At 39.2% G+C, this 20,898-nt stretch carries 23 protein-coding genes and 1 other annotated feature; of the genes, 13 read left to right on the top strand and 10 right to left on the bottom strand.

What is annotated here, in order from left to right; translation table 11 throughout:
* Window positions 1-291 precede the first annotated feature (291 nt).
* Genes trpA through trpE form a run of 7 tightly spaced genes read right to left on the bottom strand, consistent with a single transcriptional unit; the run spans window position 292 to window position 6,666 of the window.
* A complete protein-coding gene (trpA, locus tag E2636_RS17425; RefSeq protein ID WP_134211540.1) occupies window positions 292-1,080 on the bottom strand; it encodes a tryptophan synthase subunit alpha in 789 nt (262 codons plus the stop codon).
* Window positions 1,073-2,281, bottom strand: a complete 1,209-nt coding sequence (trpB, locus tag E2636_RS17420) for a tryptophan synthase subunit beta (protein ID WP_134211538.1) — start codon at window positions 2,279-2,281, stop codon at window positions 1,073-1,075. The genes trpA and trpB overlap by 8 nt, the downstream gene beginning before the upstream one ends.
* A 2-nt stretch (window positions 2,282-2,283) precedes the next feature.
* Entirely contained in the window at window positions 2,284-2,898 is a 615-nt protein-coding gene (locus tag E2636_RS17415) for a phosphoribosylanthranilate isomerase (RefSeq protein ID WP_134211536.1), read from the bottom strand.
* Window positions 2,898-3,683, bottom strand: a complete 786-nt coding sequence (gene trpC, locus E2636_RS17410) for an indole-3-glycerol phosphate synthase TrpC (RefSeq protein WP_134211534.1) — start codon at window positions 3,681-3,683, stop codon at window positions 2,898-2,900. Before trpC ends, E2636_RS17415 begins: the two co-directional genes overlap by 1 nt.
* A complete protein-coding gene (gene trpD, locus E2636_RS17405; RefSeq protein ID WP_134211532.1) occupies window positions 3,680-4,711 on the bottom strand; it encodes an anthranilate phosphoribosyltransferase in 1,032 nt (343 codons plus the stop codon). The genes trpC and trpD overlap by 4 nt, the downstream gene beginning before the upstream one ends.
* Window positions 4,712-4,738: 27 nt before the next feature.
* On the bottom strand, window positions 4,739-5,305 hold the full coding sequence (locus E2636_RS17400) for an anthranilate synthase component II (protein WP_134211530.1): 567 nt from the start codon (window positions 5,303-5,305) through the stop codon (window positions 4,739-4,741).
* On the bottom strand, window positions 5,302-6,666 hold the full coding sequence (gene trpE / locus E2636_RS17395; RefSeq protein WP_134211528.1) for an anthranilate synthase component I: 1,365 nt from the start codon (window positions 6,664-6,666) through the stop codon (window positions 5,302-5,304). The genes E2636_RS17400 and trpE overlap by 4 nt, the downstream gene beginning before the upstream one ends.
* Before the next feature lie 79 nt (window positions 6,667-6,745).
* Window positions 6,746-6,957 (bottom strand) — a binding site (T-box leader).
* A 247-nt stretch (window positions 6,958-7,204) separates the two neighbouring features.
* Between trpE and E2636_RS17390 the strand changes: the two genes are divergently transcribed.
* The 4 genes from E2636_RS17390 to E2636_RS17375 all read left to right on the top strand — a co-directional run bounded on the left by E2636_RS17390 (window position 7,205) and on the right by E2636_RS17375 (window position 11,125).
* Window positions 7,205-8,029 carry a M55 family metallopeptidase gene (locus E2636_RS17390; protein WP_134211526.1) on the top strand — a complete coding sequence of 275 codons (825 nt, stop codon included), beginning with the start codon at window positions 7,205-7,207 and terminating at the stop codon, window positions 8,027-8,029.
* Between the two features lie 94 nt (window positions 8,030-8,123).
* Complete coding sequence (locus E2636_RS17385; protein WP_134211524.1) at window positions 8,124-9,047, top strand: S66 peptidase family protein; 924 nt, start codon at window positions 8,124-8,126, stop codon at window positions 9,045-9,047.
* A gap of 15 nt (window positions 9,048-9,062) precedes the next feature.
* On the top strand, window positions 9,063-10,166 hold the full coding sequence (locus tag E2636_RS17380) for a mandelate racemase/muconate lactonizing enzyme family protein (RefSeq protein WP_134211522.1): 1,104 nt from the start codon (window positions 9,063-9,065) through the stop codon (window positions 10,164-10,166).
* A 17-nt stretch (window positions 10,167-10,183) separates the two neighbouring features.
* On the top strand, window positions 10,184-11,125 hold the full coding sequence (locus E2636_RS17375; protein ID WP_134211520.1) for a C40 family peptidase: 942 nt from the start codon (window positions 10,184-10,186) through the stop codon (window positions 11,123-11,125).
* A 135-nt stretch (window positions 11,126-11,260) separates the two neighbouring features.
* Here the strand turns inward: E2636_RS17375 and E2636_RS17370 are convergent, their stop codons facing one another.
* The gene (locus E2636_RS17370; RefSeq protein ID WP_134211518.1) at window positions 11,261-11,896 is read right to left on the bottom strand and encodes a histidine phosphatase family protein; all 636 of its coding nucleotides are present in this window, start codon (window positions 11,894-11,896) and stop codon (window positions 11,261-11,263) included.
* Between the two features lie 100 nt (window positions 11,897-11,996).
* Between E2636_RS17370 and E2636_RS17365 the strand changes: the two genes are divergently transcribed.
* Complete coding sequence (locus E2636_RS17365) at window positions 11,997-12,383, top strand: hypothetical protein (protein ID WP_134211517.1); 387 nt, start codon at window positions 11,997-11,999, stop codon at window positions 12,381-12,383.
* 312 nt (window positions 12,384-12,695) lie between these two features.
* Here E2636_RS17365 and E2636_RS17360 read toward each other — a convergent pair whose 3' ends face one another.
* Complete coding sequence (locus tag E2636_RS17360; RefSeq protein ID WP_134211515.1) at window positions 12,696-13,229, bottom strand: GNAT family N-acetyltransferase; 534 nt, start codon at window positions 13,227-13,229, stop codon at window positions 12,696-12,698.
* Between the two features lie 116 nt (window positions 13,230-13,345).
* On the opposite strand from E2636_RS17360, the gene E2636_RS17355 reads away from it, so the two are divergent.
* Both E2636_RS17355 and E2636_RS17350 read left to right on the top strand, forming a co-directional pair.
* Entirely contained in the window at window positions 13,346-14,080 is a 735-nt protein-coding gene (locus E2636_RS17355; RefSeq protein ID WP_134211513.1) for a sulfite exporter TauE/SafE family protein, read from the top strand.
* A 56-nt stretch (window positions 14,081-14,136) separates the two neighbouring features.
* Window positions 14,137-14,577, top strand: coding sequence for a YkvA family protein (locus tag E2636_RS17350; RefSeq protein ID WP_134211511.1), 441 nt, complete (start codon window positions 14,137-14,139; stop codon window positions 14,575-14,577).
* 293 nt (window positions 14,578-14,870) lie between these two features.
* Here the strand turns inward: E2636_RS17350 and E2636_RS17345 are convergent, their stop codons facing one another.
* Complete coding sequence (locus E2636_RS17345; RefSeq protein WP_243840696.1) at window positions 14,871-15,548, bottom strand: serine hydrolase; 678 nt, start codon at window positions 15,546-15,548, stop codon at window positions 14,871-14,873.
* Window positions 15,549-15,712: 164 nt separating this feature from the next.
* Here E2636_RS17345 and E2636_RS17340 point away from each other — a divergent pair, with 164 nt between their 5' ends.
* From E2636_RS17340 to E2636_RS17315, 6 genes are all read left to right on the top strand, one after another.
* On the top strand, window positions 15,713-16,504 hold the full coding sequence (locus E2636_RS17340; RefSeq protein ID WP_134211507.1) for a hypothetical protein: 792 nt from the start codon (window positions 15,713-15,715) through the stop codon (window positions 16,502-16,504).
* A 3-nt stretch (window positions 16,505-16,507) separates the two neighbouring features.
* A complete protein-coding gene (locus E2636_RS17335) occupies window positions 16,508-16,873 on the top strand; it encodes a GntR family transcriptional regulator (RefSeq protein ID WP_134211505.1) in 366 nt (121 codons plus the stop codon).
* Window position 16,874: 1 nt separating this feature from the next.
* Window positions 16,875-17,597, top strand: coding sequence for an ABC transporter ATP-binding protein (locus E2636_RS17330; protein ID WP_134211503.1), 723 nt, complete (start codon window positions 16,875-16,877; stop codon window positions 17,595-17,597).
* Window positions 17,575-18,498, top strand: coding sequence for an ABC transporter ATP-binding protein (locus tag E2636_RS17325; RefSeq protein WP_134211501.1), 924 nt, complete (start codon window positions 17,575-17,577; stop codon window positions 18,496-18,498). The genes E2636_RS17330 and E2636_RS17325 overlap by 23 nt, the downstream gene beginning before the upstream one ends.
* 4 nt (window positions 18,499-18,502) lie before the next feature.
* Window positions 18,503-19,423: an ABC transporter permease gene (locus E2636_RS17320; RefSeq protein WP_243840695.1), complete on the top strand. Its 921-nt coding sequence runs from the start codon at window positions 18,503-18,505 to the stop codon at window positions 19,421-19,423.
* A gap of 867 nt (window positions 19,424-20,290) precedes the next feature.
* Window positions 20,291-20,851 (top strand): M15 family metallopeptidase, encoded by a 561-nt coding sequence (locus E2636_RS17315; protein WP_134211497.1) that lies wholly within the window; start codon window positions 20,291-20,293, stop codon window positions 20,849-20,851.
* Window positions 20,852-20,898: the final 47 nt, after the last annotated feature.

Genomic DNA, 20,898 nt, shown 5'->3' with positions numbered 1-20,898 from the left:
CGCAGGAGGTTACTAGTTACGATAAAATGAATTCCATTGCTTTCTACAAAGCAAAAACCAGATTCATCCTTACCTAAACATCGCAATCACATATAATATAGGCTAATCCAGTTTTAATCGGCTACACCATGAGTTTATTCGGCAAAGTAGTCAGTTTAATCCGCTACACTGTTAGTTTAATCGGCTACGCAAGGGTTTTAATCCGCTACAGCCAATGTTTATTCCGCTACACCCAATTTTCTCCTAAAAAAAGACCTCTTGCGCGAGCGCAGGAGGTCTAACTAGTTTCTATCAAATGATTTCCACTGCTTTAGAGGCAGCAATTAACGCACGAATACTATCCAAATCACCCGTATGTAAAGCATCGACAATTCGACTGCCTACAATAACACCATCGGCTAGTTTGCCCATTTCTCGAACTTGCTCAGGCGTGGATATCCCGAATCCAGCCATGACCGGAACGGTACTTACTTCTTTTAAATTCGCTAAATGCTCCCCGACGTTAGCTGCAAATTCTGCTCGGGCACCAGTGATACCAGTTACCGTTACGGCGTATAAGAAGCCTTCTGAAGCTTTTGCGATACGTTCGATTCGTTCGGCTGGACTTGTTAAACTCACTAATTGGACAAGTGCTAAATCGTGTTTAATAAATTCATCATGCACCATTGCACTTTCTTCAAGTGGCAAATCTGGGACAATCAATCCACTCACGCCAACTTTTGCACAATCCTTTGCAAACGCCTCGATGCCGTATTGAAACACTGGATTCAAATAGGTCATCAAGACAATTGGAATTGTCACTTCATCATGTAAACGCCCGATTTCTTCCAACACTCCCCGCAACGTTGTACCTTCAGCTAAAGCACGTTTACCTGCTTCTTGAATCGTCGGTCCATCTGCGACAGGATCAGAAAATGGTATACCGAGTTCTACCGCAGTTGCACCAGATTGTTGAAGAAATAGTAATTGCTCACGAAGTTTCGATAGTCCACCGTCACCGGCCATAATATACGGAATAAAGGCTCGACCACCAGTTGCAACTTGTTTTTCAATCGCGTCTTGTAATTTATATTTAGTCATTCAATCCACCTCCAAGGGCGTCACGGACAGTGACAACATCTTTGTCTCCACGTCCTGATAAACAAATTACGACAATTTCATCTGTGCTCATCGAAGCAGCCAATTCACCAGCAAAATGAATCGCATGTGCAGATTCAAGAGCGGGGAGGATACCTTCAGTTTGAGCAAGCATTTTTACAGCCGCTAGAGCTTGGTCATCAGTTACGGCTGTATATTTTACACGGCCGCTTTCATGTAGGTAGCTATGTTCGGGTCCGATACCAGGATAGTCGAGCCCTGCTGAAATGGAATGAGCTTCTTGAATTTGACCTGCATCATCTTGCAGTAAATACATGAGAGCTCCGTGCAACACTCCTACAGAACCTTTTGTTAATGTGGCAGCGTGTTTATCAGTTTCTAATCCTGAACCGGCAGCTTCGACACCGAACAATTTTACATCTTCATCATTTATGAATGGATAAAACATTCCCATGGCGTTACTACCGCCGCCTATACAAGCAACGATTGCATCGGGTAGACGACCCTCTTTTTCAACAATTTGCTTACGAGTTTCATCGCCAATGACACGCTGGAAATCACGCACAATTTTAGGGAAGGGGTGAGGGCCAAGTACGGATCCCATAATATAGTGAGTATCACCAACATTCGTCACCCAGTAACGAAGCGCTTCATTTACCGCATCTTTTAACGTTCTGCTACCTTGTGTCACGGTAACAACTTTTGCCCCTAATAATTCCATACGGAAAACATTCAATTGCTGACGACGAACGTCTTCTTCGCCCATGAAGACGACACATTCCAAATCAAACAGTGCACAGACTGTAGCAGTTGCCACGCCATGCTGACCCGCGCCAGTTTCAGCGACGATTTTACGTTTACCCATACGAACGGCAAGTAAAGCTTGGCCAATGGTATTGTTAATCTTGTGTGCACCAGTGTGATTGAGATCTTCACGTTTTAAATAAATCTTTGCGCCACCCATTTTTTTCGTTAAGCGTTCTGCAAAGTAAAGAGGGTTCTCTCGCCCAACATAATCTTTTAAGTAATAACGGAAATCTTTTAAAAATTGTTCGTCCTTAATCGCTAATTCATAGGCTTCTTCTAATTCAATCACTGCTTGCATCAAGGTTTCAGGTACAAATCGTCCACCGAATCGACCATAATGACCAGTTGCGTTAGGTTGATTATAAGTTGTCGTCATCCTTATCTCTCCTCATCTTTAACTGTACGTATAAAGGTTCTAATTTTGACGCCGTCTTTATGTTGCTCTGTCTCGACGCCGCTTGATACATCTACCATAAAGGGTTTTACGATGTGGATTGCCTCACTTATATTGTTTTCAGTCAGTCCGCCTGCTAAGATGACTTTGTCATTGGAAATATTCGCCTTCGCAAGTAGTGTCCAATCAAATGAATGCCCTGAACCTCCACGAAATTCAACACCTGGTGCATCAAATAAAAAATAATCGACATCAAATCGGGAAGCGTTCTTTACATCTTCTAAAGTCGTTATCGATAGCGCTTTAATAGTTGGTAAGGAAACTCTGCGAACATACTCCGGATTTTCATCACCGTGTAGTTGAATCACATCTAGAGGGACTTCTCTCGCAATGCGTTCCACTTCTTCTAAAGTCTCATTTACGAAAACACCAATTTTTAAAACCCCAATAGGAACTACTGTTGCAAGCAACTTCGCATGTTCAACTGTTACTTGTCGACGGCTTTTGGCAAATACAAATCCAACTGCATCAGCACCTGATTGTACAGCTACTTTTACGTGTTCAAGTTCCATTAATCCACATATTTTAACCTTCGTCATCAAACCTCACCATGTTTCACGTGAAACGAACGTAATGTTTCACCAATGTTTTTACTACGCATTAATGTTTCACCGACAAGTACTGCACGAGCACCAACTCGTGAAACAGTTACTGCATCAGCAGCGTCTTGAATTCCACTTTCACTAATTAACACACGCTGTTCATGAAAAGGGAAGTGTGCAGCAATTTCTGCTGTTCTAGCCAAATCAACTTCGAACGTTTTTAAATTTCGATTATTTACACCAATAAGTTTGGCCTCTATCGATAATGCTCTTTGTAATTCTTCTAAATCGTGAACTTCTACCAAAACTTCTAAATCTAGAGTTGTAGCATAATCAAACAACTCGTGAAGCTTCTCTTGTTCAAGTGCAGCCACTATTAATAGAATAATAGAAGCACCAGCCCGTTTAGCTTGCTCAATTTGCAAGTGATGGATAATAAAATCTTTGCATAAAACAGGGAGCCCAACAGCTACGGATACAGCTTGTAAATCTGCCATAGATCCTCTAAAAAATTGTTGATCCGTTAACACGGAAATCGCTGCAGCTCCAGCTCTTTCATAAGCCAATGCCTGCTGTACAGGGTTTACATTTCCTTCAATTAACCCTTTAGAAGGGGAGGCACGTTTAATTTCAGAGATCACGTGTAAGTGTTGTGCGTTATATAATGTCTTGAATAAGGAAGGCTTTTCTACAGGTGCTTGGGTCAATTTAAATGGTCGTTGTTTCAATAATTCTTCAACTTCTTGTTTTTTAACTTCTAAAATCTGCTCTAAAATAGTCATGCGTTTACCTCCAGGTGACTTCGGTTTTGACTATAAGCAACTACCGATTCCATGACACTAAGCGCCCGACCGGATTGAATACTTTTTCTGGCTTGATGAACGCCGTCTTGAATGGTTGACGAGACACCTGCTGCGAATAAACCAATCCCTGCATTTAACAAGACTGTATCTAGATAAGCTGAGGGTTCTCCACGTAAAACGCTTTTTAGTATTTCCGCGTTTTCTTTTGCATCTCCACCGCGAATCGCTTCAAGCGGGGCATTGGATAAGCCTACTTCTTGAGCATTTAGAGTGAATGGAATACATTCTCCTTCATCCATTAGAACAAGGTGGTTGTCTCCAACTAGAGATGCTTCATCCATGCCGCCTGCACCAGTTAATACGATCGCTCGTTTTCGACCGATACGATGGAGGACAGCGGCTAAATCCATTAGTTTGTCTTGACGATAAACTCCGACCATTTGTGAGGATAAAGAGACGGGATTTGTTAACGGACCAATAATATTGAAAATGGTCGGTTTACCTAAAGATTTACGAATGATTTGAATTCGTTTCATTTTTGGATGGACATGTGGTGCGAATAAAAAGGCGATATTTGTTTGCTTCAGTAATTCATTCACTTCGCGTGGTTGAAAATCTAAAGCAATTCCAAGTTCTTCTAATACATCGGCGCTCCCAGTTCGGCTAGAAATACTACGATTTCCGTGTTTAGCGACTTTTAAACCGGCTCCTGCTAGTACAAAGGAAGAAGTTGTACTGATATTAAAACTTTGCGAACCATCGCCACCTGTCCCGCAATTATCAAACACGGAAGGGGAAGTTACAGGAATTTGGGTAGCGTTGTCTTTTAACACTTCAACTAGTGCCGCAATTTCTTCTGTTGTTTCGCCTTTTATGGATAGTGCGGTTAAGAAATTCGCGATATCATCGGCATTAATATCTTCTGAAAACATGGTGTTCGTTGCTTCTCTCATCTCGTTGTACGTTAGTGAAGTACCTGCACGTACACTGTCTATAAATCTTCTCATCTCAATCTCTCCTCTGCTAAGCTTTGTTTAAGCTATATCTGTTAAAAAGGCTTGAAGGATTTTTTCACCATCTCGAGTCCCTATGGATTCCGGGTGAAATTGTAAACCGTAAAGAGGGTATTCCTCATGTTGTATTGCCATAATGCATTGATCATCCATTGATATGGCGGTAGTTTTAAAGCAACTTGGTAAGTCTTCTAACACGAGTGAATGGTAGCGCATAACAGGTAAAGGCTGCGATAAGTATGCAAACATTCCTGCATGTGAATGACGAACTGAAGATATTTTCCCATGCATTACTTGTGTGGCACGTTTGATCTTTCCTCCAAATGCTACGCCGAGCAGTTGATGCCCTAAACAAACGCCAAGCATGGGCACCGTTTTATAAAATTCATTGATTATTGATAGGGAATGTAACTTTTCATTTGGCGAACCAGGTCCAGGTGATAAGACGATGGCTTTAGGGTTCATCTGACGGATTTCTTCTATAGTAATCTCATCATAACGAACAACTTTTACATCTTCACCGAGCATCGATAGGCTTTGATATAAGTTATAAGTAAATGAATCGTAGTGATCCAGTAGTAAAATCATGACAACACCTCAAGTAAGGATTTCGCTTTGTGTAATGTTTCTTCAAATTCCGCTTGTGGATTGGAATCATAAACAATTCCGGCACCAGCTTGGACGTAAGCGGTTTGATTTTTAACCACTAATGTTCGAATAGCTAGCGCAATATCGATATTGCCATTGAACCCGATATAACCAACTGCCCCACCATAAACGCCGCGCTTCACATTTTCCATTTCTTGAATAACTTGCATGGCACGAATTTTAGGAGCCCCTGATACCGTACCCGCTGGTAAACATGAGACGAGTGCATCTAAAGGGTGTTGGTCACCACTTAATGTACCCGCGACTTCAGAAACGATATGCATAACATGTTGATACTTTTCGATTTCCATGTATTTTGTCAAATGGATGCTGCCAACTTCACTAATTCGACCTAAATCATTTCTACCTAAGTCTACTAGCATCCGGTGTTCAGCGATTTCTTTTGGGTCGGCGAGAAGTTCTTTTTCAAGTTTTACATCTTCTTCTGGAGTCTGTCCTCGTCGTCTCGTGCCTGCAATTGGATTGGTAGTCACACGTTTTCCTTGAATGCTCATCAAACTTTCAGGAGAAGCACCGAGTACTACATGTTCGTCAAAATCAACATAAAACATATATGGAGAAGGATTTTGTTTTCTTAGTTTTCTATATAATGCGAATGAATCACCAGAAAAAGGCGCTTGTAAACGTTGAGATAAAACAACTTGAAAAATATCTCCAGCGCGGATTAATTCTTTTGCCTGCAAGACGTTATCCATAAAGGCTTCCTTCGTCACATTTGATGTGAAAGTAAGTTTTGCTTGTGTAGATACTTCTTCAATTTCTTTTATAGCAAGTTGGTGCTCGATTTCTTCGATTTCACTTGGAGTTGACCCTGTGTGTAAAATGGTGACATCTTGTTTAAGATGATCGTAAACAATGACTGTTTCATAAACCAGTAAGTGAATATCAGGCATTTTTTTATCATCAGGTAATGCGGGACCGATGTCTTCATATTGGGCGATCGTATCATAACCAATATACCCAACCGCACCCCCGCTAAATGGAAACTCATTCGTTTCCTCTACAACGGGTAGTAAGGTTTTTAATAATTCTATTGGTTTACCACTATGTGTAATCACTTTACCAGTTAATAGGGAAGTCTCCACTAACTCACGAGATGACCCTCGAAATTCTTTCACGGGATTTGCTCCAATAAAGGAATAGCGACCAGATGCTTCATATTTTAACGAGCTTTCAAGTAAAAATTTTCGTGTCCCTTGTAATCTTTTGAATATAGCGATGGGAGATAAAGTATCCCCATTTATCGTCACACGTGCAGTTTTTAGTAAGTTTGTTTGCATAAATTTCTCTCCTCTACTCAGCTCATTTGCACTCCGAAAAACAAAAAAGTCCCCTGTACATGAACAGAAAAATTCATGTACAGAGGACGGAATACCGCGGTGCCACCTCAAATTAAAAACCAATATTTGGCTTTCACTTTAGGACCTGTAACGTAGATCACACGTTTTCCCATACTTACATTCTGGGAAACTCTCCAAAGGCCATTCACAACAAGTTGACTATCAGCTTCCACCAGCCGCTGACTCTCTACAAGACTCACTTGCGCTACTAATCTTTGTCATCGATTTTTCTCTGCTAAACTCAGCTCGTATTCTTAATGGCGATGTCGCTTCCGACACCTTCTGCCTAAATCCCGAACAAAAAAGTTGTTCTTATCGTAGTATGTTTAGACTAATCTGTCAACTGATACTATCTGTAAAAACAGAAAAATCTTAATTGTATTGAAATATTCAGATAGTTTCATTACTCTTAATATAATTAGTGATACTTCTTGAAAAATAAAATTCTGTATCATTGTATGAGGGGGACATCAAGAATATGAAATTTTTCATCTCAGTCGATATGGAAGGGATTACAGGTTTACCTGATCACACTTTCGTAGATTCGAAGAAACACAACTATGAACACGCCCGTCGTATCATGACAAATGAAGCAAATGCTATTATTGAAGGTTTACTGAAAAAAGGCTCCACCGAGATCGTGGTGAACGATAGTCATTCGCAAATGAATAACTTACTTGTAGAAGAATTACATCCAGAAGCGATGCTTATAACGGGTGGAGTTAAGCCTTACTCGATGGTACAAGCGTTGGATGAAACATACGATGGGGCAATTTTTGCTGGATATCATGCGCGAGCTGGTCAACCTGGAGTCATGAGTCACTCTATGACTTTTGGCGTCCGCAACATCTACATAAATGACGTGGAAATTGGAGAACTTGGGTTCAATGCATATGTGGCAGGTCATTTTGGGGTACCAGTCATATTGGTGGCAGGTGACGATGGGGCATGCCGTGAAGCGGAAGCACTCATTCCAAATGTTACGACAGTTGCAGTGAAAGAATCGATTACACGCCAAGCGGTAAAAACGATGCATCCCAAAAAGTCACAGGCATTATTAACGGAAGAAATTCAAAAAGCGGTAGACAATCGACATTTGGTAAAACCACTCATACCACCAAAAAATCCAGTACTACGAATTGAATTTACGAACTATGGCCAAGCCGAGTGGGCAGCGCTTATGCCGGGATGTGAAATAGAACCTGGGACGACAATTGTAAAATTTGAAGCAAAAGATATTTTGGAAGCGTACCGTGCCATGTTAGTGGAAGTGGAATTAGCGAGCCAAACAACGTTTTGCTAATGTGGAAATTTAACACCGCACACTTCTATCGTTAATAAAGTTATACTTAAAGATATATAACTTGTATGTAAGACAGAAGAGAGGAGCAACACGCATGCGCACTAGACCATTACGATTACAAAAAGGGGATACCATTGGGATTATTGCCCCATCAAGTCCACCTAACATAGAGAACTTAAACCGTTCGCTCGCATTTTTAGAACAATTAGGATTGAACGTTAAAATGGGGAAACATGTAGAAAAAATTAATGGCTATTTAGCGGGTACGGATGACGAACGCTTAGAAGACTTACACGATATGCTGACGGATCCAAACGTCAAAGGTATTATTTGCGCAGGAGGAGGTTTCGGAGCAGCTCGCTATGCGGACCGCATCGACTTTCAATTAATGTCTGAGCAGCCTAAGATTTTATGGGGCTATAGTGATATTACCTATTTACATACAACGATTGGGCAATTCGCCAATGTTGTCACATTCCACGGACCTATGCTCGCATCGGATGTCGGAAAAGATACGTTCCATGAATTATCTGCTCGCATGTTTGGACAATTATTCGAACCAATTGAACTGCATTATACAGAAGATATTTCACCATTAACGACCATAAGTAGAGGAGTTGCACAAGGGGAGTTAGTTGGAGGGAATTTATCGTTACTTGTTAGTGCGCTTGGCTCTAAATATGAAATTGATACACGTGGGCAGTTACTGTTTATAGAAGATGTGAGTGAAGAACCATATAAAGTGGATAGCATGTTAAATCAATTGCGTTTATCAGGAAAGCTACATGACGCAGTGGGGTTTGTTGTTGGAGATTTTGCTAAGGCAGAACCCAAAAACCAAAAATCAACATTAACTCTTACTGAAGTGTTGAAACACTACCTAGGTGACTTAGGAAAGCCAGTTGTCTCAGGCTTTAAAATAGGTCACTGTGAACCACATTTTGCAGTACCCCTTGGAGTGGAAGCGCGTTTAGATGGAGATAGTAAAACATTGACGATTTTACCAGGCGTCAAATAAACTGGGGGAATAAACATGATCATACATTCGATAGAAACTTTTTCCATTGCGGTACCACTCACAAAACCATTTAAAACAGCGCTACGTACTGTTATAATAGCTGAATCTATTTTTGTGAAAATATCGACTGAAGATGGCTTTGTCGGATGGGGTGAAGCACCACCAACTCATGTTATTACAGGAGATTCACTTGGGAGTATTCAATTTGCGATTAATCATGTAATGGGTCCTCAACTTCTTGGACTGGATTTACATCATTCAGAGCGGGTATTCCAAAAATTGCATCGTTCAATGGTTGGCAATTCAAGTGCAAAAGCGGCAATTGATATGGCCATTCATGATTTGCTGGGTCAACTTGCAGGGCTTCCTTTAGTCACATTGCTTGGAGGATATCGCGATACGCTTGAGACCGATTTCACCGTCAGTGTTAATGATGCGGAAGAAATGGCTGAGGATGCAGCAAGTTATGTAGCAAAAGGTTTTAATATGTTGAAAATAAAAGTAGGCATCGATGATATCGCAAAAGACGTAGAGCGTATTCGGGCGATTCGCCAAAAAATTGGCTATGATACTAAACTTCGACTTGATGCGAACCAAGGTTGGGAAGTCAAAGAAGCGGTCCGAGCAATTGGCCAAATGGAAGATGCAGGTCTTGACATTGAACTGATCGAACAGCCTGTAATAGCATATGATATTACAGGCTTACAATATGTAACACAACATACACATACGCCAATCATGGCAGATGAAAGTATTTTTACTCCGAGAGATGCCCTGCGTGTTTTACAGATGCGAGCAGCCGATTTAATCAATATTAAACTAATGAAAGCTGGAGGCATTTATCAAGCGTTGAAAATAAATGCGTTAGCAGAAAGCTATGGAGTAGAATGCATGACAGGCAGTATGATAGAAACAAAGCTTGGTATTTCGGCAGCCGCACATTTTGCTGCAAGTCAACCAAATGTGACCCGCTTTGATTTTGATGCGCCGCTAATGCTTGCTGAAGATGTAGTGGATGGTGGTATCATCTATGATGGTAGAAATATCAAGTTTTCTAAAGAGCCTGGACTGGGATTAAATAAAGAATTAATGAATAAACGATTACATCGCAAAAGATAGATAAGGAGATTTTTCATATGATATATCATTCATCGACAACATGGGTGTGTTCAGTTGCAGTTGCAACGGTTTGGACATCACCTGAATCAGTACGTCAAATAGATGCACCGGGTTTTGAGAATCCAGTTCGTTTGCCGAAATGGCTAGAAGCGTTAAATTATGAGGACTTGCTTGATTTATGCGAGGATAACCGCGTCCAAACTCAAGTGCTATACGGTGAACCAGTGTTAATTGACGAAATCGTCGGGGACTGGGCGAAAGTGAATTGTATATGGCAGTTTTCTAAAAAAGACGAACGAGGCTATCCTGGATGGATTCCTCTTGCTCAGCTTAAAGAAATGGAACGTATTTCTGACTTCGGCTATGCAAAAGTACGTCTCCCAAAAGTGCAACTTTTTTCGAAGCATAGAGAACCTTTATTAGTTGTTCCTTTTAATACCATTCTTCCAGTTATCGATGATCTAGATGATCATACGGTAGTCCATACGCCACACGGAGATGCACTAATTTTAAGCGAAGATATCGAACGTGCACCAGGTATTGAATCCTTCATTGAACGCATCGGTGTGGAAGTAGTGTCATGTGCCTCTAAATTTGTAGATATTCCTTATTTTTGGGGTGGTATGTCTTCATATGGCTATGATTGTTCTGGATTTAGTTACAATATGTTTAAAGGACATGGTTATTTCATTCCACGAGATGCAGATGACCAAGCGAAGCATGGTGAAGAAATTGATTTAAATGACACTAGTCAGTGGGAAGTTGGAGATTTATTATTCTTTGCTAATGAAGGATCAAACAAAGTTCGACACGTTGGGATTTATTATGGTAATGGCCAAATGATTCACTCTCCATCAACTGGTCAATCCGTTGAAATTATTATATTAGCTGGAACCAAGTATGCGAAAGAGTTGTGCGCGGTAAGTCGCTACGCAAGAACCGAGGAGGAATCACTATGACCTCTAAAGTAAATGGTATAACTCAAACTCATCTCACATCCAAGTGAACTAATGTTATAAGACAGCATTAATAGCAAACAAGCCAGTCGAAATTGATAAACTGGCTTGTTTGCTATTAAAGCCCTTTAAAAAATGCTATTGCGCTTTAGTAGGTTTCCTCGCTTCTTCAGCATGTGACATATCGCCTATCATGGTAAATTTCTGGCTTTCATTATCGATTTCCATCATAGTAAGGCTTGTTCCGTGAATGAATGGTGGATCCCAAAGTGAATCTAGCTGTGCACCAGTGAAATGATTAATTAAACATTTTTTCACAACACCATGAGTCACAATCAACACATGTCCAGCTGGATGTGTAGTCGAAATTTCTTCAACTGTACGCAACACACGTTCTTTTAAGCTGTGGAAATTCTCACCAGAAGTCGATTCAAAGTGGTTTGGATGTTTATAATATGTTTTTACTTGATCCGCGAAATCGCGCTCGATTTCACTAGAAAGCATTCCTTGCCACTCACCAACATTAATTTCTCGTAGATCTTCTTTTTGAATGAGAGGAATATGACGTTCCCCTATAATAAGTTGAGCAGTATCAATTGCACGGCCACTTGTGCTACTATATACGGCGTGGAGCGGGACATCCTGGAGACGCTTGCCTAATTGTATTGCCGCTGAAACTCCAGTTGCAGTCAATGGGGAGTCTGCCCATCCTTGCATACGTGATTGGACGTTCCATTCGGTTTGTCCGTGTCGTGTAATATATAATGTTAACATGTCAATCCTCATTTCATTAAGCGGATTTTTTACCAATTAGTTTCCAAAAATTAAATTTTAAAAGCTATGGGCGTAATACATAAAAAGGAGCGAAATTATAATGTTAACATTTTTCGATAAATATCAAAGTTTAATACTTAGTATCATTTTAGCTTTCTATATTTTAAATTCCATTTATATTGGATCTTCGTATATATCCTTCACCTTGTTCTTTTTCGTTATCTTGATGCAGTTAATCCGCATGCGAAAACAAATTAAACAATTATCATTCCTGCAATTAGTAGCTATTTTTGGTATATTAATAGCTTCATTAGTCGGACTCGTGTTAATTTTTATGGGCTTTAACCACTTGCTAACGACAGGTGTCCTTTACTTCCCAGATTGGTTGATTGTTATCATTCAAATCGTATTAATCCTTGTATTTTTATTGAGCGTTACGTCCGCTATACGAAATTTATATGAACGTTTTACACGTTCAAAAGAATAACAAAAGGATGCCTTCGCAAAGAAAATAAAGAATCTAATCATCCTATTTTTATTAGGTGGTTAGATTCTTTTATTGTGTAAGGATCTCCATAACGAATGTTTCACCTCACAAACAGTAGCGTAGCGAAAATCAAACCAAATAGCCCCTTACACTCAGTGTCTTTTGGGGTATTAATATGGTGTGAATTGGGCGAATGGGAATAACACAAGTTAATCGGGAATAAAGAGATTGCGAACAGGAATAAACCAAGTGTGAACAGGAATAAATCAAAATTAATGGGATTAATATTAGCTGATAATTAAAAAAATCTTCTTACCTCAACCTATTTGGAAAATATTCTGAAGCTAGCAATCCGTACAAATGCATGTCATAGCGTTTGCCATCACGTTGTATAAACTCCCGATACGTACCTTCATGTTTAAATCCAAGGGACTCATAAAGACTAATAGCCGCTTGATTATAGCTGAATACAGTTAGAGACAAGCGATGTAAATTGAGTTCATTGAACCCATATCTCACTAACAATTGCATGGCATCCTTGCCAAACCCTTTGCCATGAAAATCAGGACCCAGAGCAATTGAAATCCATGCAGCACGATGTGACCAAACAATTTCTTCGATCGCACACACGCCTAAAAAATCTTCAGACTCAAGCGGGCGAATAGCAAAACGATAACTGCGATCTGAATGATCATCAATTAATTGGTTGGCATTCTTCTCGGATTCTTCGCGAATTGGAGAAGAATTATAAAAGCGCCCAAAGGATTCAACACTATTCCACTGACGAAATTTAGGTAGGTCTTCTTTTCTGATCGCTGTTAAACGAATTTTTGAACCTGCAAACATAATCATCCATTCCCCTTGTCATAAGTTTTTCTTATCGTATCTCATTATATCACCGTCATGTTCTCGGTAGGAGACTCTGAGTATAATGGAAGTAACAAGAAAGCTAGGTGACGACTATGGATTATCTTTTACTGTATTTTATTGGAGTCACTGCGACTACAATTGGGACACTGGCAGGTGGGGGAGGTTTGATTAGTTTGCCGACAATGCTGCTTCTAGGTTTGCCAATTCATTCAGCCATTGGAGCAAATAAAGTATCTAACACAGTAAGTTCTTTCTTCAGTTTCTTCACGTTGTATAAACGAAAACAAATATCCTTGAAGGATTCTCTTTGGATAATCCCAATTAGTTTAGGTGGAGGTCTCACAGGAGGTTTTATCGCTTCTACTTTATCCGCAAGTAATCTTTATTTACTGGCTATATGTCTTCTAGCGTTTGCTTTTGTAACATCATTTATTGGAAAAGGAAGTTTCACAGGTGTAGAACCATTAAAACTGACACGCGTCAGTGGACCAGGACTTTTTGGAATTGGTATTTATGATGGTCTATTTGGACCCGGACAAGGTACATTAATGCTATATTTGTTTAGTTACTTGAACATTGCGTATGTGAAATCAGTCGGGTTAGTGAGACTTGCCACTTTTTCAAGTTGCTTCGGAGCAGCAATTAGTTATATTTCATCTGGCTCCATTATCTGGCCTTTGACTCTTGCTTTAATGGCTGGATCAATAACTGGGGCTCAACTAGGTGTGAGAATTGCTGAGAAAATAAACCCAAAGTATGTGAAACCAATATTACGAACAGTAACAGCTCTACTTATCCTACAACTAGTTATTAATAACTTCCTCTAGGTAGACATTGAAAACTACCACACAAACCGACATACTAATAAAAAGGGGGCTATGAAATGAACAAGCATGAAGACAATAAAGATGAATGGCTACACAAATTGGACCCACAAGCACAGATAGAAAGTTCCCGCATTCACTATTTTGACGATAAGTTTTGGAGTAAACTGTTGAAATATAGCAAAAAAGCTGGGGAGAAAACGGTTTATACGAGTTTGTTGTTATATTTCACCGCTCAAAATCCAGCAGTTCCAAAATCCGCGAAACTTACCATTTTAGGGGCACTTGGATATTTGATTTTACCGATTGACGTAATGCCAGATTTTATTCCAGTTATCGGTTTGGTGGATGATGCTAGTATTATTGCATATGCACTATATCAAGTACTTTCGCATATCGATGAACCAACTAAACAGCGCGCTCATAACAAAATGAATTCATGGTTTGGTCAACCTGATGAGAACAGCGAAATAAACGATCAACTTTTACCTAAAAGATAAAAAGGAGCGGACCTCTAGCGGTTCGCTCTTTTAATAGATAAGAAAGCATATAATTTTAGTTCAATAATCCAGTATTCCCGGCATTTTAAGGAGTGGGTTCTAGTATGATACCGCAGGAGCACATGGAACGAAGACTAAGAACGCCACGTCGTGTGGCAACGTCTTCGTGACCAACATCCTATTGGCCCGAGGAGACTGAAGCCAAGCCCGCGAAAGCGTCCACCGTAGCGGAAATAAACGGGTTTCTATGGTTACCCTTCTTAAAGGACCGGGCGCACTTTGCCCGGTTTTTCTTATAATTCATTAAATTTATGCCCGAATTCTTGTAATAACGCCTTCCCTAAATGATTACTTCCTTCAGTTAACCCGCAATATAACCCAATTTGGCCTTTATAAACAAAGAATCCAACATCGTGTTCAATACCTTTTAACTCCCCAGATTTATTAAAGAAAACAATTTGTTCATTTTTAGCACCAGCTGGAACTTTGTCCTTAAATTGCTGTTTTTCAAGGATGTTTAACATGTCATGAAAAGCGTAGGAACTCGCTATTTTTCGTAAGCAAGCCACCATGTCGCGGCCGCATACAAAATTATCTCGACCTTCTGAAATCGCAAGTTGATCTCTCATTCCCCGTCCCAATACCGATTTTGTCATGCCAATATGCTGGAAATAACGGTTTAAACGTTTAATTCCATAGCGTTCAATGAGTAAATTAGTCGCTGTATTATCAGATACAACTACCATTAATGCCTGTAAATCACGAACTGAAAACCATCTTGATTGTGTGACAAGTGTTTGCAAAACCCCTGACCCATCGACAATGTCTTCAGGTAAAACCTCCACGAGTTCATCTATATCTTTTGCATGATGGAAGCCATACAGAAAGATGGGGAGCTTTATTACACTTGCCGATTTGAATACTTCGTCAATGTCTTTAGAATAACGAACAACTCCTATTGGATACTCCATATGTAAACTATATTTCCCGGGAAATTTCGACAAAATCATAAACTCACCAACCTTTTACTTTTAATTTAGTTTAATCTAAAATCTTTTCCAATTAAATCCCCTTTACATAAAATAATGTTTAGTGTACCATCTAGATAGAACACTAATACGGAGGAGGGGAATGCTTGAAACAATGGCGTGGTTTATTGATGAAAGAATGGATTAATATGAAGAACTTGCTCTATTCACTTCTTGTGTTGGATGCATTACTTTTATTTATTGTTCCTTCAGGCTTTAAACGTTTATTTGGAATAGAAGAAGATTTAGGAACCATTCGCTTCATGGTTGGAGGAATATTACTATTTTTTCATAGTCTAGTTGCACTTATTTTGCTAATAATCTCTTTAGAAAAAGACATGATCAGACAAGATATTTGGTTTCACACATCGGCAACCATGCAGAAGTTAGTGGGCACGAAAATTATTTTCACTATTTTCGTTACATCTGTTTCGCTAGTATTTATTGGTGTCGTTACATTTGGACAATTTTTTATATCCATATCAAATCAATCTTCAGCACTTATAGACATGGGAAAATTCTTGTTTTTGATTAATGGTATAACTTTTATCACGGCTATTTATTTATGTGTTGTCGGGTTTTTCTTTTGGGTAATTTATCAAACTTTACGAATGAGGATACAGTATTATGCAATACCGGTTACACTCGTTTTGTTTGTTTTAATCAATTACTGGTGGAACAAAATACTCTCTAGTGCCTTTTTCACAAAAACTTTTGCAATTGGAACTTTACCAGTAAATGATTTTATTCCACAATCGTTATTGCACGATACTCTTAATGTGAAACTTGATTTTTCTGCAGAACCATTTTTAATCGGTATACTTCTTTTTATTACATTTATCACAGTACTTTTATTTGTTAGCGCTACTACTTGGCTCGACAAGAAAGTGAGAGTGTGATGTATGAGCATTGACTTTCTCCCAGACAAACCAATTTATCAGCAGTTAATGGAGCGTATTTCGGGTGACATCATAAAAGGGATCGTCAAACCTGGTGATAAACTACCTTCTGTCCGTGATTACGCAGTTGAAGCTGGTGTCAATGCCAATACAATGCAACGGGTTTATAGAGAGTTGGAGCTGGTTGGCATTACCGAGACGAAGCGCGGGCAAGGGACGTTTGTCACTAAAGATGAAATTAAGTTGAAAGAATTACGTAAAGACATGAAAGAGACTTTGATTGCTTCATTTATTCATCATGCAGAAGGTCTTGGGTTCTCAAAACAAGAAATGATTGAATCGTTGCAAATCCGTAAAGGAGGTGAGTAGCATGATTGAACTGCAAAATGTATCAAGAAAATTTGGTCATAAAAAAGCGCTGACTGATATAAATTTATTGATAACTAAAGGAAAGATAATGGGTCTTGCAGGTGAAAATGGTGGTGGTAAATCTACATTAATAAAACTAATGGCAGGTTTACTTAAACCGACAAACGGCTCGATTACACTCGATGGTTTACCTATAACAAGAAGGTCTGCTACTCATATTTCATATTTGCCGGATGCAGACATGTTCTACCCAAACTTTACAGTTGCCCAATTATTTCGTTTTTACGAATCACAGTTTGATGATTTTAGTCTTGACAAAGCTAGTCATATTGCGGATTTTCTAAATATTTCCTTGGATGACAAGTTAAAAAATCTATCAAAAGGTAGTCGTGGACGAGCGAAAGTGGCAATTACACTTGGTAGAAACACACCTTATTATTTATTGGATGAGCCGTTTTCCGGATTCGATCCGATGGTTCGCCAAGATATTATGAAAGGTTTGATTAAATTTACAGATACAGAGAAGCAGACAATTGTTCTATCAACACATGAGATACGTGAGGTTGAACCTTTGCTTGACGAAATCGTCATACTAAAAGATGGGCAAGTGATTGCTCATGAAGAAACGGAAAACATCCGTGATCTATATGGAAAAGATACAATATCATGGATGATGTCGCTATTTAAGGAAGGTGAAGAACATGGAACAACAACCAATCGTTGAGTTAAAGCAATTATCAAAAACAATCGGAAAAAAGAAGATTATCGATAACTTGAACATAAAATTATATCCTGGTCAAATTACCGGATTTTTAGGACCCAATGGATCAGGTAAAACCACAACGATTCGAATGATGGTGGGACTAATGGAACCTTCGAACGGAGAAGTGATAATAGAAGGTCAAGTTCTACATGATAATTTTGAAGAAGCAATGAGCAAAGTCGGTGTAATTGTAGAAAATCCTGAAATGTACAAATATATGTCGGGATGGAAAAATTTACTGCACTTTGCACGAATGGACAAATCGATTTCAAAACAACGCATTACCGAAGTAGTTGAACAAGTGGGCATGCAAAATCGTATTCATGAAAAAGTGTCTTCTTATTCGTTAGGCATGCGCCAGCGTCTTGGCTTAGCACAAGCACTACTACACCGTCCGAAGTTCTTAATTTTAGATGAGCCTACGAATGGCTTGGACCCTGCAGGAATTCGTGAATTCCGTACATATTTGCGAAAAATTGCAGTAGAGGATGGAGTATCGGTATTTGTATCAAGTCATATGCTCTCTGAAATTGAACTTATGTGTGATCGAATTGCCGTGATTCAAAACGGTCAACTCATCGACATTCGAGAAATGAACCAAAAAGAACAAGCGCATTATTATATTGAAGCTCATCCAGTTGAACAAACACAGGAACTGTTAATAGCTCACGGTTTAGAACTTGAAGTTAGCGGAACAGGTTTTATTGCCAAAATAGAACAAGAACAAATTCCATCAATTGTTAAAGCGTTGATAGATGCAAATCTTCAAGTATTCGCAGTGCAACCATTCCGCAAAACACTTGAAGACCAATTCTTAGAAATGACCGGAGGTGGCCAAATTGCTGAATCTCATAAGAAATGAATGGATGAAATTATGGCAAAAGAAAGCCACTTGGATAATAGTAGTAATGCTTGTAGTTATCTTAATCGGGGTTGGGGGAATTATGAAGTGGGTTCAATCCACTAACGAACAACCACCAAATCAGCCTTCATGGGAAGAAAATCAAGCTGAAAATCAAGCGTTTTTAACAGCCCAACTTGCCGATCCAAACATAGATGATGCATCAAAAAAACAATTAGAAAAAGAGCTAGCTATTTCCGAATATCGTTTAGATAAAAACTTGGAACCAATGGATCCTAATGGGCGAGAGCAATCTGTCTACGATTCACATGTCATGTTGTCATTGGTAATCTTGTTTTCTGTAATTGTAGCTGCAAGTATTGTAGCGTCTGAGTTTTCGCAAGGTACCATCAAAATGTTATTAAGTAGACCAGTGAAACGCTGGAAAATCTTAACCTCTAAATACTTAACAACTTTGTTATTTGCATTTGTGTTAACGATTATTGCATTTGTCTCAACTATGATTGCCAGTTACTTGTTCTATGATTCAGGTAATGGTGTAATTTTAGAGTATCGTAACGGATCAGTTGAAGAAGTGTCTTATTGGGGACGTGTTTTCTTGTTGTATGTATTACAATTCGTAGGTGTGATTGTGTATACAACATTTGCATTCATGATTGGGAGCGTCTTCCGTTCAAGTTCTCTAGCAATTGGATTATCAATATTCCTATTATTCGCAGGACCAAATATCGTGTTCTTCTTAAGCAAGTATGAAGTTGCTAAATACATCTTATTTACACATACTGATTTAACAGGTTATATTAATGGTCAAATGTTTGTTCCGGGGATGACTTGGCCTTTATCCCTTGTGGTCTTGACCGTTTATATGGTGATATTTATAGGTGTTAGTTTCTGGTCATTTACAAAACGAGATGTTACAGCTTAATTTTGCTGAGTCGTTCCTCTTCTGAGGAACGGCTTTTTATAAGTATACGACTAGGGGTTCCAGTGAGTTAATTCTCCAAAAATGCGAAGAAGGTTTTGCCACACTGTTACGTATATCCTATCTAGATGGTTTAGCACTCTCTACGATTTCCGAGAGTCATGCCAAATACCAACCGACTATTTGAAGGGCAATCATTCGATGTTGCTAGTAAATGGCTAGCTAGACTATTTAACGAAAATACCTCAACTGGTTTATTCACAGATGTTTATCTTTTCTTTCTTTAAAGTTTCATGAAAGGATTTTTTCAAACTGTGTAATGTGTGAAACAGAGGAAATTAAATGGGTTTTTTTCGCTACGCTCCTGAAAATCCTGCTATCCAGGTCTGTAGAAAATAAAATCGCACAAACTGTAAAGCTAGCTGAAATCAGCCGAAATTGTATCTTCGGCTGATTACTTTCAAAGCAGTGAGTGACCATTAACTAGTTAACCAAATTAAAAGACTTATGCACTTGTAGGTTGTAGGTTAGCGACGGATGCACATGCGGCACAGTATTGCCTGCCAGAAAGTGAACGAGCGATGTAACTTGTCACATCGCTCGTTGCTTCTTTTTCAGGTTATCCTGCAGTCTATTTGCGCTCCATAGCGACCCGGAAACCGTTTCTGATGCAACTGTTCGCTAGCTCTGCCAAGAAATTTTTTAGTCGGATTTGGTGTTTTCTTTAACGAGCCTGATAGAGTTTCAACCCAAATGCTAGCCACAATTTAAGGGGGAATTGTGGCTATGCCATTTAGCTAGTATAAACCATTGAAAGTAAGTATTAAATTTCGTAAGATGGAGAGTAGTGTGTAGAAAGGAGGAGTTCGCTTGAAACGATTTTGGGTTGGATTAAATATTGCATTTTGGCTCGTTATTGGCGGACTCATCTTTGTTTGGGTGCACAATGAGCTAGAATCTAAAGAAGAACGACAGGAACGACCTTTACCAGAAGGCTTGCATCCGATTGTTGAAGAAAAGAGCAATCAATTACTTGAGAGAGTAGAAAAAATTGGCATTCCTATTATAATTAGTGATAGTTTTCGATCTATAGAATCCCAAGATGTGTTGTACGACAAAGGACGCTCAATTGAAGGTAGTATTGTAACCTACGCACGCGGTGGACAGAGCTATCATAATTATGGTCTAGCTATCGATTTCGTTTTACTAAATAGTGATGGTACCATCAGTTATGATTTGCAACGAGATCTCAATGGTAACGACGAACCAGATTGGTTCGAAGTCGTGCGTATTGCAAAGGATCTTGGATTCTTATCTGGAGCAGAGTGGCCTGGCTTCAAAGACTACCCACATCTAGAATATACATTTGGATTATCAATAAGGGACTTGCAAAATGGATGGCGACCTGAAGACAAAATGGATGAAAAATAGTGAATTTAAGCAAGTTATAAAAACTGTTTCAATACGATATCGATATT

Origin of the sequence: Paenisporosarcina antarctica, from assembly GCF_004367585.1 — a bacterium.
In the GTDB taxonomy this organism is placed as follows: Bacteria; Bacillota; Bacilli; order Bacillales_A; family Planococcaceae; genus Paenisporosarcina; species Paenisporosarcina antarctica.
This window is presented reverse-complemented; position numbering and strand designations above follow the sequence as displayed.